General features: G+C 60.3%; 19 protein-coding genes. 10 read left to right on the top strand and 9 right to left on the bottom strand.

Annotated elements, in window-relative coordinates; genetic code table 11:
• Positions 1-55 precede the first annotated feature (55 nt).
• Positions 56-781 carry an ArsR/SmtB family transcription factor gene (locus AC13RE_RS08120; RefSeq protein ID WP_488562583.1) on the top strand — a complete coding sequence of 242 codons (726 nt, stop codon included), beginning with the start codon at positions 56-58 and terminating at the stop codon, positions 779-781.
• Here the strand turns inward: AC13RE_RS08120 and AC13RE_RS08115 are convergent.
• From AC13RE_RS08115 to AC13RE_RS08105, 3 genes are all read right to left on the bottom strand, one after another.
• On the bottom strand, positions 778-1,203 hold the full coding sequence (locus tag AC13RE_RS08115) for a DUF1284 domain-containing protein (RefSeq protein WP_488562582.1): 426 nt from the start codon (positions 1,201-1,203) through the stop codon (positions 778-780). The two genes, AC13RE_RS08120 and AC13RE_RS08115, sit on opposite strands and share 4 nt — an antisense overlap.
• On the bottom strand, positions 1,200-1,790 hold the full coding sequence (locus tag AC13RE_RS08110; RefSeq protein ID WP_488562581.1) for a biotin transporter BioY: 591 nt from the start codon (positions 1,788-1,790) through the stop codon (positions 1,200-1,202). The genes AC13RE_RS08115 and AC13RE_RS08110 overlap by 4 nt, the downstream gene beginning before the upstream one ends.
• Positions 1,791-2,052: 262 nt before the next feature.
• A complete protein-coding gene (locus tag AC13RE_RS08105) occupies positions 2,053-2,721 on the bottom strand; it encodes a GntR family transcriptional regulator (RefSeq protein ID WP_488562580.1) in 669 nt (222 codons plus the stop codon).
• 230 nt (positions 2,722-2,951) lie between these two features.
• Between AC13RE_RS08105 and AC13RE_RS08100 the strand changes: the two genes are divergently transcribed.
• Positions 2,952-3,644 (top strand): HAD family hydrolase, encoded by a 693-nt coding sequence (locus tag AC13RE_RS08100; protein WP_015339084.1) that lies wholly within the window; start codon positions 2,952-2,954, stop codon positions 3,642-3,644.
• Between the two features lie 109 nt (positions 3,645-3,753).
• Here the strand turns inward: AC13RE_RS08100 and AC13RE_RS08095 are convergent, their stop codons facing one another.
• Entirely contained in the window at positions 3,754-4,374 is a 621-nt protein-coding gene (locus AC13RE_RS08095; RefSeq protein WP_488562579.1) for a hypothetical protein, read from the bottom strand.
• A gap of 313 nt (positions 4,375-4,687) precedes the next feature.
• Here AC13RE_RS08095 and thrC point away from each other — a divergent pair, with 313 nt between their 5' ends.
• The 4 genes from thrC to AC13RE_RS08075 are packed head-to-tail and all read left to right on the top strand — an operon-like array spanning position 4,688 to position 10,978.
• Positions 4,688-6,085: a threonine synthase gene (gene thrC, locus AC13RE_RS08090; protein ID WP_488562578.1), complete on the top strand. Its 1,398-nt coding sequence runs from the start codon at positions 4,688-4,690 to the stop codon at positions 6,083-6,085.
• Positions 6,086-6,105: 20 nt separating this feature from the next.
• Positions 6,106-7,404 (top strand): M16 family metallopeptidase, encoded by a 1,299-nt coding sequence (locus tag AC13RE_RS08085; RefSeq protein WP_488562577.1) that lies wholly within the window; start codon positions 6,106-6,108, stop codon positions 7,402-7,404.
• A 50-nt stretch (positions 7,405-7,454) separates the two neighbouring features.
• Positions 7,455-8,069 (top strand): GNAT family N-acetyltransferase, encoded by a 615-nt coding sequence (locus AC13RE_RS08080; protein ID WP_015339080.1) that lies wholly within the window; start codon positions 7,455-7,457, stop codon positions 8,067-8,069.
• Positions 8,066-10,978 (top strand): EAL domain-containing protein, encoded by a 2,913-nt coding sequence (locus AC13RE_RS08075; protein WP_488562576.1) that lies wholly within the window; start codon positions 8,066-8,068, stop codon positions 10,976-10,978. The genes AC13RE_RS08080 and AC13RE_RS08075 overlap by 4 nt, the downstream gene beginning before the upstream one ends.
• 8 nt (positions 10,979-10,986) lie before the next feature.
• On the opposite strand, the gene AC13RE_RS08070 is transcribed toward AC13RE_RS08075, so the two are convergent.
• The 3 genes from AC13RE_RS08070 to AC13RE_RS08060 all read right to left on the bottom strand — a co-directional run bounded on the left by AC13RE_RS08070 (position 10,987) and on the right by AC13RE_RS08060 (position 13,069).
• Positions 10,987-12,042 carry a zinc-binding metallopeptidase family protein gene (locus AC13RE_RS08070; RefSeq protein WP_488562575.1) on the bottom strand — a complete coding sequence of 352 codons (1,056 nt, stop codon included), beginning with the start codon at positions 12,040-12,042 and terminating at the stop codon, positions 10,987-10,989.
• Between the two features lie 134 nt (positions 12,043-12,176).
• Positions 12,177-12,368 (bottom strand): CsbD family protein, encoded by a 192-nt coding sequence (locus tag AC13RE_RS08065; protein WP_112397964.1) that lies wholly within the window; start codon positions 12,366-12,368, stop codon positions 12,177-12,179.
• Positions 12,369-12,463: 95 nt separating this feature from the next.
• Positions 12,464-13,069 carry a YqgE/AlgH family protein gene (locus tag AC13RE_RS08060; RefSeq protein ID WP_015339076.1) on the bottom strand — a complete coding sequence of 202 codons (606 nt, stop codon included), beginning with the start codon at positions 13,067-13,069 and terminating at the stop codon, positions 12,464-12,466.
• 140 nt (positions 13,070-13,209) lie between these two features.
• On the opposite strand from AC13RE_RS08060, the gene AC13RE_RS08055 reads away from it, so the two are divergent.
• Together AC13RE_RS08055 and AC13RE_RS08050 are read left to right on the top strand one after the other, a co-directional pair.
• Positions 13,210-14,037 (top strand): protein-disulfide reductase DsbD domain-containing protein, encoded by an 828-nt coding sequence (locus tag AC13RE_RS08055; RefSeq protein WP_488562574.1) that lies wholly within the window; start codon positions 13,210-13,212, stop codon positions 14,035-14,037.
• Positions 14,038-14,119: 82 nt separating this feature from the next.
• The gene (locus tag AC13RE_RS08050) at positions 14,120-14,605 is read left to right on the top strand and encodes a peroxiredoxin (RefSeq protein ID WP_112335510.1); all 486 of its coding nucleotides are present in this window, start codon (positions 14,120-14,122) and stop codon (positions 14,603-14,605) included.
• 48 nt (positions 14,606-14,653) lie between these two features.
• Here the strand turns inward: AC13RE_RS08050 and AC13RE_RS08045 are convergent, their stop codons facing one another.
• Complete coding sequence (locus tag AC13RE_RS08045) at positions 14,654-14,962, bottom strand: type II toxin-antitoxin system RelE/ParE family toxin (protein WP_112605897.1); 309 nt, start codon at positions 14,960-14,962, stop codon at positions 14,654-14,656.
• The gene (locus tag AC13RE_RS08040; protein ID WP_488562573.1) at positions 14,963-15,343 is read right to left on the bottom strand and encodes a type II toxin-antitoxin system ParD family antitoxin; all 381 of its coding nucleotides are present in this window, start codon (positions 15,341-15,343) and stop codon (positions 14,963-14,965) included. It abuts the gene before it with no gap.
• Positions 15,344-15,511: 168 nt separating this feature from the next.
• Between AC13RE_RS08040 and AC13RE_RS08035 the strand changes: the two genes are divergently transcribed.
• On the top strand, positions 15,512-16,294 hold the full coding sequence (locus AC13RE_RS08035) for a metal ABC transporter ATP-binding protein (RefSeq protein WP_488562572.1): 783 nt from the start codon (positions 15,512-15,514) through the stop codon (positions 16,292-16,294).
• Positions 16,291-17,163 carry a metal ABC transporter permease gene (locus AC13RE_RS08030; RefSeq protein WP_132716021.1) on the top strand — a complete coding sequence of 291 codons (873 nt, stop codon included), beginning with the start codon at positions 16,291-16,293 and terminating at the stop codon, positions 17,161-17,163. Before AC13RE_RS08035 ends, AC13RE_RS08030 begins: the two co-directional genes overlap by 4 nt.

Genomic DNA, 17,163 nt, shown 5'->3' with positions numbered 1-17,163 from the left:
GATGCAGAGGTTTTCGCACATTGCAGGACGGAGATGGTTCGGTTACGATCGAAGTATGAAAGAAGGTCCAGACATAGCACAGATCGGCTCGCTGATCGGCGACCCCGCGCGAGCGAACATTTTAACGGCGCTGATGGGCGGCCGGGCGTTGACGGCGACGGAACTGGCGGCCGCTGCCGGCGTGACGCTGCAGACTGCGAGCGCGCATCTTTCCAAGCTTGAAGCAGGCGGTCTGCTGGCACAGCGCAAGCAGGGCCGGCATCGCTATTTCACGCTGGCCGACGATCGGGTCGGTAAGCTGCTCGAGGGCATCATGGGCTTTGCCGCAAGCCGCGGCCATCTGCGCCATCGCCCCGGTCCGAAGGAGCCGGCGCTGCGCAAGGCACGCATCTGCTACGATCATCTGGCAGGCGACTATGGCGTGCGCATGCTCGACAGCCTGATCGAGGCCGGGTCGATAGCTGCCGTGGGCGAAGGTCTGAGCCTGACGGCCGACGGCGAAAGGCATCTGGGATCGATCGGCATCGATGTCTCCGGGTTGCGCTCGAGCCGCCGCCCGCTTTGCCGATCCTGCCTGGATTGGAGCGAGCGGCGTGCGCATCTCGCCGGCAGTCTTGGCAAGGCGCTGCTTTCGAATTTCCTAGACAAGGGATGGGCGCGGCGCACCGAAAACAGCCGCTCCATCTTCTTCACGCCCGAGGGCGATCGCCGGTTTCTGGCGCTCTTTCCGCTTGAGCTAAGCGATGACGCCTCGCAGCCAGAGCCGGATGACAGGTCCTAGGCTGCTTTGATCAGGACACCGCTGAAATTGGTTGCAGCAATGCGGCTGCAGAGCTCACCCCATTCGCAGCCGCGGCAGGCGTGACGGATTTCACCGCTGGCGAAATTGCGACGGAGTTTTGCAAGCAAGCTGGCATCAGGCACCAGCACCGCACCTATGCCGATCTCCTCGCCCAGCAATGTCGAGATATCGGCGAGAGCTACCGCATCCCGCTCGACGACCGAAGCCTTGAGGCAGTGCGGTTCTTCCTCGCCTAGTAGCGGCGCGCAGATGTCATCGGGGCCGGAGACCAGCTTGATCTCCTCCCCCTCTGACAGCCGCTCGGCGATCCGGCGATAATTGTCGGTGAAGGCTGAAGTATAGCCTTCACCGACAAAGGTCAGCATGCAGAGCAGATGATGGGCGCGAAGCCTGACGGTCAATTCAGACGCGCCTTGCCGCTATAGACCTGGATGGTCTTCAGCACGGCAGCTGCAAGCGCCGACTTGAGCACGGCGCCGAGAATGAAGGGCGCTACGCCAAGCAGCCAGCCCTTTTCTGCGCCGATCAGCGCTGCAAGCCATGCGCCGCCGATGGCAAGGCAAAGAATGTTAGCCGAGAGATGGGCGATGAAGCTGCGCACGATGCGGTTGCCACTCCAGCCGCGCTCCGCAAGCCAGCCGACAAGGGCTGCGATAATCGGGAAGGATGCGAGATAACCCGCCGTTGGCCCCATGAAGGGCGCAACGCCGCCTGCCCCACCGGCGAGAACCGGAAAGCCGATCGCAGCTTCGCCCAGCCAGGCGAGAACTGTGACCGCACCAAGACGCCAGCCATAGAGCGCGCCGATCATGGTGATCGCGAATGTCTGCATGGTGATCGGCACCGGCACCATCGGCACAGAGATTCGCGATGCAAGCGCCAGGATCAGCGTTCCGGCGAGAACGAACACGGTCTTGGCAACAAGCGAACGCTGCCCGAGGCGGAGCGGATCGAAAGCGACTTCATCATGATGCTGCAACAGGGACATGGGCTCTCCTTTTAAATTATAGATAATTTTTGAGTCTGATCTATTTTATGAGAGAGATCGCGAAATCAGGCAAGTAGTTGCAGCACCAAATTCCGATAAAGTTCGGGATTGCGTTGAAAAATAAGGCTAATAAAATTCGGAAAAGGCAGCGGACGACGGCCGGGTATCGAACAAAATGCCGTGACACTGACGTAGTAGACATCCCCCTAGAGCACCGCTTCCAGAGCGCTTCCGGCATTCGCCTTAAAATTATCTATAATTTCTAGCCGACGATTGCGAAGGCGTCGCGTGTCGATCCGGAAGGCGTGCGCACTGGCGCGCGGCCGATCCATTGCACATGCTTCTGCAGGATCGCGGCAGCCTCGTCGGGTCGCCCCTGGCGGAGAGCTGCCAGAATAGCTCGGTGGTCATGATCCGTGCGCTTTTCCCAGCCGGATTGCCAGGCGGAGAAGAGAAAGCGGGCGCTCACGGCATGCAGATCGTCGATCGCCGCGAGCAGACGTGCCATGCCGCAGGGCGCCAGGATCAGGCGATGGAAGCGCCGATTGGCCTCTTCCCAGGCGTGGACGTCACCGGCGGCATCGCCATCGCGCGTCGCCTGTTCCGCCTCATCCAGAATAGCTGAAGTCAGATGCGGGGCTGCGTGCTTCAGTGCAAGACCTTCGAGGGCTGCGCGCATTTCCGCAACCTCGCGGACTTCCTTGAGATCGAAAGAGGCGACACGGACGCCACGGCGCGGCAGGCTGATTGCCAGCCCCTGCGCCTCCAGCCGGCGGAACGCCTCGCGCACGGGCACATGGCTGGTGCCGAATTCCTCGGCAATGTGATCCTGCCTCAGACGGGTATCGGGCGCGATCTCGCCGCGGATGATGCGGTCGGCAAGCACCCGGCTGATGCGGCTGGCAATGGTGTCGTCGCGCTCCTTGGCCATGGCCGATCCTTAAAGGCGGGCCTGCCGGATGTCGAGCGACAAGAAACCCTCGTCGCCTCTTTTGCGCATTTCGACCCTTTCGCTCACTGCAGCGCAGCCATGCCCGCCAATTGGTTGAGCTTTGCCGACATATCGTGTAAAGCCCGGCGGTCGTTTTTCAGAGCACCTCCCGAAACACCGATGGTTTCCTGGAGCGTGCCGATCCCAGCCACATCAAAGGCAGTAATTTCATGAGCAATGGTTTCGACCTCATCATTTTCGACTGCGACGGCGTTCTGGTCGATTCGGAAATCATCGCGGCCGAGGTCGAATCGAAACTGCTGACCGATGCGGGCTATCCCATCAGCACCGAGGAAATGGGCGAGCGCTTCGCCGGCATGACCTGGCGCAACATCCTGTTCGAAGTCGAGCGCGAAGCCAGCATTCCGCTCTCTGCATCGCTGCTCGACAAATCCGAGAAGCTGCTCGACCTGAAGCTTGCCAGTGATGTCCAGGCTATCCCGGGCGTGCCGCAGGCGCTGTCGCGGCTGCCGATGCCACGCTGCATCTGCTCGAATTCCAGCTCCGCGCGCCTCGAGATGATGCTGACGAAGGTCGGCTACATCAAGCTGTTTGCTCCGAACATCTTTTCCGCCAAGGACCTCGGTGCCGACCGCGTGAAACCGAAACCGGACATCTTCCTGCATGGCGCCAAGCAGATGAATGTCAGCCCGGCCAATACGATCGTCGTCGAAGATTCGGTCCACGGCGTTCAGGCCGCGCGCGCCGCCGGCATGCGCGTCATCGGCTTCACCGGTGCATCGCACACCTATCCTTCGCATGCCGATCGTCTGACCGACGCCGGTGCCGAAACCGTCGTCAGCCGTATGGCCGACTTGCCGGGCGTCGTCATGGCGCTCGCCGAATGGGACGGCGTCCTCTAAGACGGATTGAAATACAGACCAAAAGAAAAGGCCCTGCCGATCGGCAGGGCCTTTTCTTTTCAATCCGTTGTCACGCTCGCATCGCTGCGCAAGGGCCGCAATCAAAAGCTTAGTGACGCTTCTTGCGCACCGGCTTCGCGCCCTTCACGGGCTTCTGCGGGCCTTGATCGAAGCCGATCTGAACGATGGTGAAGCCGCCGGAGCCCCCGGCAACCTGGATATCATTATCGGTGAAAAGGAACTGCGCCGTCGTCTCGCCCGGCGGGATTTCCGTCGTATACATGACGGTCTTGCTATAGAGCGCGTTGTCGTTATCCATGACGGCAACATGGATCGGCAGGGTTATCTTGCCGGAGCTGCCCATGGGGCCAGCAACCAGGCGTCCCTGCGCCACGACGTGAATGCCGAGGTTGGTGCCGTCCGTGGTGCACTGGCGGGTCGCCTCAGCCAGCGAAGCTTGGTAGATCAGCTGGTTCGGGTCGTCCTTGGCGCCTTTGGCGTAGGTGCGATAGACGGAATCCTCGTCGCGGATAACGGCCTGCGGGCACTTGCCCGCGACGTAAGACTGGCCGCCAGTCGGAGCAGCGGTTGCGGCTCCCGTTTGCGGCGCCACCGTTACATCAGTTGCCGGCTGTTTTTCACTGTTGCCGCCGATGCCGAGAGTGCTGCAGCCCGTCAGCAATGCCAGAAGCGAAGCGGAGAAAAGACGACGCGAAACCTTGCCAAACACTATTATTCCACCCTCTCCATATATTTCACATTATCGGCCCGCAGCCTGTCAAACGGGCCTTTTATGACACTTGGCGATGGTCTATACCAGCGACGCAGCGAAAAATCGATTGGGTAGACACCGTTTTGGCTCACTTTTCGAGATCGACAGATTGCCACAAACGGCCTCCGCCCGGCGCTGATCCCACGCGCCTTGCGCAAACGCGAAAACCACGCGGCTGATCCGACGCAAAAAGACCGGCCGCCGTCGCTTCGTTCCTCTACCCTCTCAATCGATCACTCAGGCAATTTTGCGACCAAAGGAATTCTAGACCGTGGACTACATTTCAACGCGGGGAGAAGCCCCTGCCCTTGGCTTCTGCGACGCCCTCCTGGCCGGCCTTGCTCGTGATGGCGGGCTTTATGTTCCCCGTGAATGGCCTGTCCTGACGAAGAAGGAAATCCGCGCGTTCCGCGGCAAGAGCTATCAGGATGTCGCCTTCGCCGTCCTTTCGCCCTTCACCAACGGCGAAATCCCGGCCGATGTCTTCCGCGGCATGATCGATGATGCCTATGCCACCTTCCGGCATCCGGCCGTGGCGCCGCTCGTCCAGACGGGAGCGAACAGCTTTGTCATGGAGCTCTTCCACGGCACGACGCTCGCCTTCAAGGATGTCGCCATGCAGCTGCTTGCGCGGCTAATGGACTATGCGCTGGAGAAGCGCGGCCAACGAGCCACCATCGTCGGCGCAACCTCGGGCGACACTGGCGGCGCTGCAATCGACGCCTTTGCCGGACGCGAGCGCACCGATATCTTCATTCTCTTCCCGCATGAGAAAGTCTCGCCGGTGCAGCAGCGGCAGATGACCACCTCGACGGCGGCAAATGTGCATGCTCTGGCGATCAAGGGCAATTTCGACGATTGCCAGAACCTCGTCAAAGCCATGTTCAACGACGCAGCCTTCCGCGACAGGGTCAAGCTTTCCGGCGTCAATTCCATCAACTGGGCGCGAATCATGGCGCAGGTGGTTTACTACTTCACGACAGCTGTCGCCCTTGGCGGTCCGGACCGGAAAATCTCGTTCACTGTGCCAACAGGCAATTTCGGCGATATTTTCGCTGGTTACGTCGCCAAGCGCATGGGCCTGCCGATCGAAAAGCTGGTCATCGCCACCAACGAGAACGATATCCTGGCACGCATGCTGAAGACCGGCCGCTATGAGATGCGCTCCGTCAAGGCCACGACCTCGCCGTCGATGGATATCCAGATCTCCTCCAACTTCGAGCGGCTTCTGTTCGAAGCGAACGGCCGGGACGCCTCCAAGGTGCGCGCCGCCATGGAAAGCCTGAAGCAGTCGAACGGATTTTCGGTCAGCGAAGAGGCACTGAAGCTCATCAAAAAGGACTTCCGCGCCGGCCGCGCCAGCGAGAAACAGGTGGCCGAAACGATCCGCAAAACCCTTGCCGATACGGGCTATCTTCTCGATCCGCATACGGCGATCGGCGTCTTCATTGCGGGCAAGAACGAGCGTCCCAGCAGCCCGATGGTGACACTGGCGACCGCCCACCCGGCAAAATTCCCTGCCGCAGTAAAATCCGCATCCGGTATTGACCCGGCGCTTCCGACGTGGCTTGCTGGTCTGATGACCAGGGAGGAGCGTTTCGACATTCTCGATCCGGACCTTAAAGCCGTCGAAAGCTTTATCGGCAAGCATATCCGGACCGGCGAATAGCAGACGCGGAAAGACAGGCGATGACAGTGGAGTGCACCCGGCTAGCGTCCGGGCTGACAGTAGCGACCCAATCGATGCCACACCTCGAAAGCGTGGCCCTCGGCGTTTGGATCAAGTCGGGTTCGCGTAACGAGACCGAAGCAGAACACGGTATCGCGCATCTGCTCGAGCATATGGCTTTCAAGGGTACGGCGCGGCGCTCCGCCCGGCAGATCGCCGAGGAAATCGAGAATGTCGGCGGCGAAGTCAACGCTGCCACCTCGACCGAAACCACGTCCTATTATGCCCGCGTGCTGAAGGACCATGTGCCGCTCGCCGTCGATATCCTTGCCGATATCCTGACGGAGTCGGCCTTCGACGAGGAAGAGCTGGCGCGCGAGAAGCAGGTCATCCTGCAGGAAATCAATGCCGCCAATGACACGCCCGACGATGTCGTCTTCGACAAGTTTTCCGAGGTCGCCTATCGCGGTCAGACGCTGGGACGCGCCATTCTCGGCACGCCGGAAACCGTCGTCTCCTTCTCGCCGGAACAGATCCGCCATTATCTCGGCCGCAACTATACGACCGACCGCATGTTCGTCGTGGCGGCTGGCGCTGTCGACCATGAAAGCTTCGTGCGTCAGGTCGAGGAGCGCTTCTCCAGCCTTCCCACCAAACCGTCCGCTCCGCCCGTTATCGAGCCAGCGCGCTATATCGGCGGCAATATTCGCGAAACGCGCGACCTGATGGATGCGCAGATCCTGCTCGGCTTTGAAGGCCGCGCCTATCACACCCGCGATTTCTACTGTTCGCAGATTCTCGCCAACATCCTCGGCGGCGGCATGTCCTCGCGCCTGTTCCAGGAAGTGCGTGAATTCCGCGGCCTCTGTTATTCGGTCTATGCCTTCCATTGGGGCTTCTCCGACACGGGCATCTTCGGCATCCATGCCGCGACCGGCGGCGAGAACCTGCCGGAACTGCTGCCCGTCATCGTCGACGAGCTGCATAAATCCTCCCATGACATTCAGCAGCAGGAAATCGAGCGCGCCCGCGCTCAGATCCGCGCTCAGCTGCTGATGGGTCAGGAAAGCCCGGCCGCTCGCGCTGGCCAGGTCGCCCGGCAGATGATGCTTTATGGTCGCCCCATCCCGAACCAGGAGATGCTGGAGCGCCTGGAAGGTATTACGATCGAGCGCCTGACGGATCTTGCCGGCCGCCTGTTCTTCGATACAGTACCGACGCTTTCTGCGATCGGGCCGCTGGAGCAGCTCGCGCCGATGGAGGACATCGTCACTTCGCTGTCGTCGCCGGTCCCTGCTTCCAGAAGCGCAAGCGGCTAAGGGCACGCCGCAGGCCTATGGGTGCAATTCTCGGGGGAGTGCTTGGCGGCATGCAAAAATCTGTCTTTCGGTTTCTCTCACGTCATTCGGACGCGGTTGAACTCGAAAACGACAATTATTTGCTGCGGCTGCCGCGCTACTCCGATTTCAACCAATGGCACAGGCTTCGGGCTGAAAGCCGCCGTTTTCTCGAACCTTGGGAGCCTACCTGGCGACATGACGAGCTGACCGAAGCCGCCTATCGGGCGCGCATCATTCGGGGCAAGCAGGAATACAGCTCCGGCCAGGCCATACCGCTCTTCATTTTTCTCAGGGAAAACACAACGCTGGTTGGCGGCATCACGATCGGCTATATTCGCCGAGGTGCTGCGCAGAGCTGCATGATCGGGTATTGGATGGGCGAGCGTTACTCCGGTCAGGGCCATATGTTCGCCGCACTTCAGTTGGTTATACCCTATATCTTTTCCGGACTTGAGTTGCACCGAATTGAAGCAGCCTGTATTCCGGATAACGAGCGTAGCATGCGGCTTTTGCAAAAAGCCGGTTTCCAGCGGGAAGGTCATTTGCGCGGTTATCTTAAAATCAACGGTCAGTGGCGCGACCATGTGATGTTTTCAAGGTTGGCATCCGACACCAACCCGAACCGAAGCTTCGACCAGCGATGATCGCCGGAATGATGCAGACGTGGCCGATGGCCCGACGGCTATGCGCGCTGATCGCTACGCTTGCGGCCGCCATGCTGCTGTTTATCGCCGGAATGGCTGATGCAGCCGAGCCCGTGAAGATCTCGCGCGACGATACCGCTCTCGACCTGACGGCGACGACGGAGATCTACACCAATCAGGGTGAAGCCTTTCAGGTCTCTACAGCCGCAGGCGCCGACGGCATCCGACGCCGCATTGAGGTACGATCCTCCTCGCCGAACCATCAGGGTGACTGGGCCGTCTTTGCACTGGCTAATGTGTCCGAAGAGCAGCTGGAGCGCGTCATCGTCGCCCCGCATTTCCGCCTGGTGAATTCGAAAGTCTTCTGGCCGGATCTCGGCTCGCAGCGCATCGTCGCGATCACGCCGAGCGAAGGTTTCGCGCTCGACCGTCAGCCGAGCGACGAAGCGGACGTTTTCCGCATTACGCTGAACCCTGGCGCGGTCGTCACGTTCGTTGCCGAACTTTCGTCACCAAACCTGCCGCAGCTCTATCTGTGGGAACCGAACGCCTACAAGGATACGGTCAACGCCTTCACGCTCTATCGCGGCATCGTGCTCGGCATTGCCGGCTTGCTGGCGGTGTTCCTGACCATTCTTTTCGTGGTCAAGGGAACCTCGATGCTGCCGGCAACGGCGGCGCTTGCCTGGGCGGTGCTCGGCTATATCTGCGTCGATTTCGGCTTCCTCGGCAAGCTCATCAGCATCACGTCAAGCGACCAGCGAGTATGGCGCGCCTGCGCGGAGGTCGCGCTCGCCTCCAGCCTGGTGATCTTCCTCTTTACCTATCTCAACCTCAATCGCTGGCACGCTCACCTCGGCTATGTGACGCTTGCCTGGGTGCTCGGTCTTGCGCTGCTCTTCGGCGTGGCGATCTATGATCCGTCGATTGCCGCCGGTATTGCGCGGCTGTCGCTGGCGCTGACCGCGACGGCGGGCCTGCTGCTCATCATCTATCTCGGCTTCAGCCGTTATGATCGGGCCATTCTGCTCGTGCCCGCCTGGGCGCTGATCCTCGTCTGGCTGTTCGGGGCCTGGATGACGGTCATGGGCAAGCTCGACAACGACATCATCCAGCCGGCACTCGGCGGCGGACTTGTGCTGATCGTGCTCTTGATCGGCTTCACCGTCATGCAACACGCTTTTGCCGGAGGCGCATTCCAGCAGGGCCTTTTCTCGGATCTGGAACGGCAATCCCTGGCACTCACAGGTTCGGGCGATACCGTCTGGGATTGGGACGTGGCGCGCGACCGCGTGGTGACGACGCCCGATATCTCGATGAAGCTCGGCCTTTCGCCCGGCACCATGCACGGTGCGGCGCGCAATTGGCTGCCGCGGCTGCATCCCGACGATCGCGACCGCTTCCGCGCGACGCTCGACGTGCTTCTGGAACATCGACGCGGCCGGCTGAACCATGAATTCCGCATTCGCGCCGAAGACGGGCATTTCCACTGGCTGTCGATCCGCGCACGGCCGGTCCTTGGCTCCAACGGCGAGATCATTCGCTGCGTCGGTACGATCGTCGACATCACCGAGCAGAAGAATTCGATCGAGCGGCTGTTGCACGACGCCGTGCACGACAATCTCACGGGACTGCCGAACCGCCAGGTCTTCCTCGATCGCCTGCAGGCGGTTCTAACACTTGCCTCAGACGGCAACCAGCTCAGGCCAACAGTCATCGTTATCGATATCGACCGGTATAAGCTCGTCAACGATACGCTTGGCTTCGCGGCGGGCGACAATATTCTCATCGCGCTAACGCGGCGTCTTCGCCGGCTGATGAAGCCGCAGGATACGCTCGCCCGCCTTTCGGGCGACCAGTTCGGCCTCATCCTCGTTTCCGAACGCGATCCAGCCAAGGTCGCCGACTTCGCCGATGCAATCAGCAAAGCAATCATGGTGCCGATCAATTTCGCCAATCGCGAGATCATCCTGACGGCTTCGGTCGGACTGACATCCTGGGTCGATCAGCAGGAGAATGCGACTGGTATGCTGAGCGATGCGGAGCTCGCCATGTACCGCGCCAAGCGCGCCGGCGGCAATCGCGTCGAACCCTTCCAGCCGGCCTTCCGCAGCTTCGGTACCGATCGGCTGCAGCTCGAAACCGATCTGCGCCGCGCCGTCGAACGCAAGGAACTCTCGCTCGTCTATCAGCCGATCGTTCGGCTCGAAGATGCGGAGGTTGCCGGCTTCGAGGCGCTGATGCGCTGGGAACATCCAAAGCGCGGCAATATTCCGCCATCGGAATTCATCCCGATCGCCGAGGCTTCCGATATCATTGGCCCGCTTGGCATGTTTGCGCTCGAGCAGGCAACGAATGACCTGATGGCATGGCAGCGACAGACCGGCGACCTGCCGCTGTTCGTCTCCATCAACCTTTCCAGCGTCCAGCTGCTCAACAACGAGCTTTACGACGATATCCGCGCCCTGCTCGCCAAAACCCATTGCGATCCGCACCGGATCAAGCTGGAGCTGACGGAATCGCAGGTGATGGAAAATCCGGAACAGGCACGGCTCGTGCTCGACAAGCTGCGAGATGCCGGCATCGGCCTGGCGCTCGACGACTTCGGCACCGGCTATTCCTCCCTCGCCTACCTCACCCGTTTCCCCTTCGATACGATCAAGCTCGACAAGGCGATGGTCCGCGACGATAGCGACAAGAAGGCGGTTCTGTTGCGTTCGGTCATCTCCATGGCGCGTGAACTCAACATGCGCGTGGTCGCCGAAGGCATCGAATCGGAAGAGGATGCGCTGGAGCTCGCCAAGATCGGCTGCAGCTACGGCCAGAGCTTCATCTTCGGGCCCCCGATGGGTTCGGATTCGGTGATACGCCTGCTGAAGGAACGCTTTCCGCTGACGAAGCGCGCCTGAGTAGTCGATCACGCGCTGTCGATCAATTCCCTGATATAGTCGAGCTTAGCGACCACGGGCGGCGAGAGAATGAAGGGATAGGAATCCGGCTGCCCCATGCTGCGCTGGATGGAATTGATTGCCACGCTCAAAGGGATCCAGGCGCTGACGAGCTGCTCGACGCTTTCCGCCGTGTAAGGATTGAAATCTACCTCGGCCGCCATGTCATGATAGCGATGGGGATCGATCACCACGCCGAAGGAGCGCGCCGTTTCCAGCGTATCGACGATGTGCAGATAATGCGCGAAGCATTCGGCAAAATCCTCCCAAGGATGGGAGCTGGCATAGGCGCTGATAAAGCTTTCCTGCCAATTCGCCGGTGGCCCGTTCTCGTAGTGAGCCTGAAGTGCTGCGCCATAATCGGCGCGCTCGTCGCCGAAGATGGCGCGAAAGGCATCGAATTGCCCGCGGTCGCGGACAAGCTTGTTCCAGATGAAATGGCCGGTCTCGTGGCGGAAGTGGCCGAGCAAAGTGCGATAAGGCTCGTTCATAGAGGTGCGCGCCTGTTCGCGCGTGACATCGTCCGCCTCGGCGGCACGGATGGCGATCAGTCCCTCCTCATGACCCGTCATCGCCGGGACCACGGTACCGCCCTGCACCTCATCCTCGAGGAAATCGAAGACGAGCCCACCTTCGGGGTCTTGCTGACGGTCGGGATGCGGCAGGTTCCAGCGCAAGAGCGAATAAAACAAATGCCGTTGCGCCTGGCTGATGCGCCGCCAGCGATCTATGCCCTGTTCCGTGTCGGTGTTCGGCACGAGACGATTGTGCCGGCAGGCGACGCAATAGGGTTGCGCGTCGTCCGCATCGATCAGCCAATTGCAGATATCGAGTTCGGCATTCGCGCAGAACCGAACGTGTTGTGCCGGCTCGAACACCGGATGCCAGCTGACAGCATTTTCAGCTTCCAAGGCGTATATCGCCAAGCGGTCGGGGATAAAACCAAGCTGATGGCCGCAACGCACGCACTGCCTGTTGTCGAAGTGGACGGGCTGGCCGCAATGGTCACAAGTGAAAAGCCGCATGTCTCCCCTCGAAAAATCATTGGCCGATAGTAAAGAGCCTGCCACGTTTCCGTAACAGGCCCTTCCTCCCAACATCGTCGCTACAACATCAATTCCGATGGAGCGACGACCATGGATTTGAAAAATTAAAGCAGTCACATCCGGTCGACCGCACCCTTGACCTTATCCTTGGCCTTGCCAACGGCGGTCTGCACCTTGCCCTTCGCTTCCTGGGCGGCGCCCTTCGCGCGCATTTCCCTGTCATTGGTCGCCTTGCCGGCTGCCTGCTTTGCCTTGCCGGCGATTTCATTCACCTTACCGGATACCTTGTCGGTCGTGCTGCTCATATCTGGCGCCTCCTGGTCTGGCCCGGCGGAATTGCCGATGCTCTGTCAGGAAAACGTCACCACAGCTATTTCGTTCCAAAGTAACGCAAATCGGCTCAGCTATGGCCCGCCTGCAGCGACAGCATCGCGGGATTGATGCCCATCAGAGCCAGCGCGCGATCATATTTGTTGTCGAGGCTGCGATCGAAGATCATTTCTTCATTTGCCGGGCAGTTCAGCCAGCCATTATTGCCGATCTCGGCTTCGAGCTGGCCGGCCCCCCAGCCGGCATAGCCGAGCAACATGGTGGCGCGTTTCGGGCCGCTCCCTTTGGAAATCGCCCTCACGATGTCGAGCGTCGCCGTCAGGCTGATGTCATCACTGACCGGGATGCTGCTGTCGCTGATGTAATCGTCCGAATGCAGAACGAAGCCGCGGCCGCTTTCGACAGGGCCGCCGGTCTGGATGGGGAAATCGCGCGCCCTCTGCGGCAGCACGATGGCATCGTCGTCCTTGATCATTTCGAGATGCAGCAGAACATCGGTGAATGTCAGCTTCTGAGCCCGATTGATGACGAAGCCCATGGCACCGGCATCGGAATGGGCGCAGATATAAATCACCGTTCGATGGAAGTTCCGATCCTCCATGCCCGGCATGGCGATCAGGAACTGACCGTCGAGAAAACCTCTTTCGCGTCTATTCTTCAGCGTCGATAGGGACATCGTGCCTCCTGACCGCAGTCCGCAACTGCACCGCCTGTAATCAAGATGGGGCAATGTCATAAATCAATCAACTGAAAATGATCATTTGCTTCTTCGGCCGTGCTGGCTCCAGGCCGCTCAATCGGCTAAACCCTTGTTGCATGATCGAATTCAGTACCGTTGGCCGGCTGTCGGCCCTTCTCGCTACTTTGTTTTTCAGCGCCGTGGCAGTCAACGCCACGACGAGCGACTGGGTAGACAATGAGGGCGGCAGGATGCGTCTGATCGCGCTGGCGCCGGACGCCGAAGGGCATATCCGCGCCGCCTTGCAAGTCGAACCGGAGCCCGGCTGGATCACCTACTGGCGTGAGCCAGGTCAGGGTGGAATTCCGCCGCAAATAACGCCGGCATCCGGCAGCGGCGTGACATTGGAAAGGGCGGCCTACCCGGCACCAAAACCGATCAGCGTCGGGCCTATCCAGGAAATCGGCTACGACGCGCCGGTGACGTTTCCGCTCGATCTTCGCGTCGCCGGCAAGGCGCCGGAAAAGCTTGAGCTGACAGCTTTCATCGGCCTCTGCAAAGATATCTGCATCCCTTTCCAGGCCGAATACTCCCTGCCCTTGCCGGCCAATGCACAGCCGACCTCGCGTGAGCTGGCCTTGCTCGATGCGGCGAAAGCGGTGCTACCCCAAGCTCCTTCCGCGGATTTCGCCATTCGGCGCCATCAGATCTCGGCCGACGCCAAGAGCCTTTCGCTGCAGCTGACGCTGCCGGAAGCGAGTGGAAAGGCACCTGAAATTTACGTCACCGGGCCGGCAGGCTATGTGTTCTTTCAGCAGGCGAATGCAAAGCGGGAGGGAACCGCCTTTTCGGCCGATATCGAGATCGGCAAGCTGCCGAAGGATTATGATCCGAAGGGCAAGAGCTGGGGCATCCTCGTCGTCGATGGCGACCGGGCGATGGAAACCACCCTTGCACTTGAATAGGCCCGGCCTATAGTTCCCTGAACCGTCTTCAAGCCATCGGCGGCCATTCGAGCGCCCCGACACACGACCCAAGGAGAGAGCCATGACCATCGCCATCGGCGACACACTGCCTGCCGCCACCTTCAAGGAAAAGACCGCCGACGGCCCGGTCGAGATCAGCACCGAGCAGCTCTTTGCCGGCAAGCGCGTGGTGCTGTTCGCCGTTCCCGGCGCGTTTACGCCCACCTGCTCGCTCAATCACCTGCCGGGCTTTCTCGAAAATCGCGACGCCATTCTTGCCAAGGGCATCGATGACATCGCCGTCGTTTCCATCAACGACTGGCACGTGATGGGCGCCTGGGCGCAATCGTCCGGTGGCCTCGGCAAGATCCATTTCCTCGCCGACTGGGATGGCTCCTTCACCAAGGCGCTCGGTCTTGAAGCCGACCTTTCCGCCGGCGGCCTTGGCATTCGTTCCAAGCGTTATTCCATGCTGGTGGAAGACGGCGTGGTGAAGACGCTGAATATCGAGGAAAGTCCCGGCCAGGCAACGGTTTCGGGCGCCGCTGCGATGATCGAGCAGCTTTAGGATTTTGATGGACGGAAGAAACAGGGCGCCTCAAAAGCGCCCTTTGTTTTATTCTTCCTCATTGAAATGAGTATCGAAATCTCGATGTCCTTCGAGCACATTCAAAACCTCGAAAACATCCTCAACATAGCGGAAAAAGATCACATATCCACGAAATGCGAAGCTTCGCATATCGTCTCTCAGCTCCGGCCTTAGACGGCCCATTTGACCGGGTAAGGCCGCAAGACTTGCGCACTTGCGGCGTAGCTCTCCTGTGAATTTCAAAGCGACCTTTGGGCTGCCGCTTTGACGCGTTATAAATACAAGAATATCCAGGATGTTATCCTGAGCGGCGGCTGTATAACGAAGCCGAGGCACTCAATGGCTTTCTTTTGCCAGTTCGGCAGCCTTGGCTTCCAAAGCGGCGCCAAGCTCCTCGTCAGATATATCGCCTCCGCGATCAATCGATGCTTCCAGAGTACGCCGTAACGCTGCTATTTTCGCCTCACGCTCCTCTACGAGCCGGAGACCTTCGCGCACAACTTCGCTGGCGGAGCTGTAACGCCCCTCTTCCACGGTTTTCTCAACGAATTTTTCCCAGCGTTCACCGATAGAAACATTCATATGTGTCACCTCCTGCTGGCTCGATGGGTCGAATAACAGATAATGCGCCATATATAGCATCAACGGTGGAGAGCGCCAATTACCGGTGGTCAAAACCCTCAATTCACCCTTCGCCTCTTTTTCGCCCCATTTCATCGGTTACAACATGTTATGTTATTACATAATTGAAAGCCTCGAAATGCCTTTTGATCGTGATCCCTTCGCGTCGTCCCTTATGGGGCGCTCGGCCTTGATGCGCCTGGCCTATGTAGCCGTTGGCATTGCAGTGCTTTGGGCGGCTATCGGCTGGGCAGTGGCGCTGGCATGAACGATCTGATCCGCCTCAACAATCTCACCGTTACCTATGAACGCCATCCGGCCGTTCACCACATCTCCGGCGGCTTTGCCGCCGGCAGTCTGACGGCAATTGCCGGGCCGAACGGTGCCGGCAAGTCGACATTGCTCAAGGCGATCGTCGGCGAATTGCGGCCGGCGGAAGGCTCGATCGATCGCGGGGCGCTAACGCGCAACGATTTCGGCTATCTGCCGCAAGCGGCCGATATCGTCAGACGCTTTCCGATTTCGGTGGCCGATACTGTCATGCTCGGCGCCTGGAAGAATGCTGGCGCCTTTGGCCGGTTCTCGCGCAAGGATGCCGAGCGGGCGCAAGAGGCGCTCGGCATCGTCGGGCTCTCGGGCTTCGAACGGCGGCATATCGGCTCGCTTTCGGCCGGACAGTTCCAGCGCGTGCTGTTCGCGCGGCTACTGCTGCAGGATGCCCGTGTCATCTTACTGGACGAACCCTTCACCGCGATCGACCAGCGGACAACGCGCGATCTTCTCGAACTCGTGCTGCGATGGAACCGGGAGGGACGCACGGTCATCGCCGTCCTGCACGATTTCGAGCAGGTGCGAAGCCATTTCCCGGAGACACTGCTGATCGCCCGCGAACTCGTGGGATGGGGCAGGACGGAGGAGGTCATGAGCCCAAAGAACCTCATCAAGGCACGTGCGATGGCCGAGCGCTGGGATGAGGAGGCCGCGACATGCCTTCCCGAAGAAGAGCATGACGAAGGCGGCCTCGTGAAGCGGGAGCCGGCCGAATGACCGTATACGACATCTTCTTCGCACCCTTTGCGGACTACGGTTTCATGCGGCGTGCCCTGATTGCCTGCGTCTGCCTCGGCCTCGGCTCCGGCCCGATCGGCGTCTTTCTGATGCTCCGGCGCATGAGCCTGATGGGCGATGCCATGAGCCATGCCGTCCTGCCTGGTGCCGCTATCGGCTATCTCATTGCCGGCTCGCTGTCGCTGACCGCGATGGGGCTTGGCGGTCTTATCGCCGGCCTTTCGGTGGCGCTGCTGTCCGGCCTCGTCAGTCGGGTGACCGTGCTGCAGGAGGATGCGAGCTTTGCCAGCTTCTACCTGACCTCGCTGGCGCTCGGCGTCCTCATCGTGTCGCTGCGCGGCTCCAATATCGATCTGTTGCATGTGCTCTTCGGCACAATCCTCGCAATCGACGCGCCGGCTCTCTACCAGATCGGCGCGATCACGACGGCGACGCTGCTGGCGCTCGCCGTCATCTACCGACCGCTGGTCATGGAATGCTTCGACCCCGGTTTCCTGCGTGCCGTCGGTGGGCGCGGGCCACTCTATCACTTCCTGTTCCTGCTGCTGGTCGTGCTCAATCTCGTCGCCAGCTTCCAGGCGCTCGGCACGCTGATGGCCGTCGGGCTGATGATGCTGCCGGCGGCCGTGGCGCAGCTCTGGTCGCGCAGCCTGCCCGCCATGATGATGATCGCAACAGGAACGGCGATGGTTTCAGGTTATGTCGGCCTCATCGCCTCCTACCATCTCGAATTCGCCTCCGGCCCTACCATCATCATCACCGCCAGCCTGATCTACGGCTTCTCCATTCTCTTCGCGCCCTCGGGCCTTGCCCGGCGGTTCTTCCCCCGTCCCCATCTCCGGGGCTAA

Source organism: Martinezella sp. CNPSo 3959, from assembly GCF_057784355.1.
This window is presented reverse-complemented; position numbering and strand designations above follow the sequence as displayed.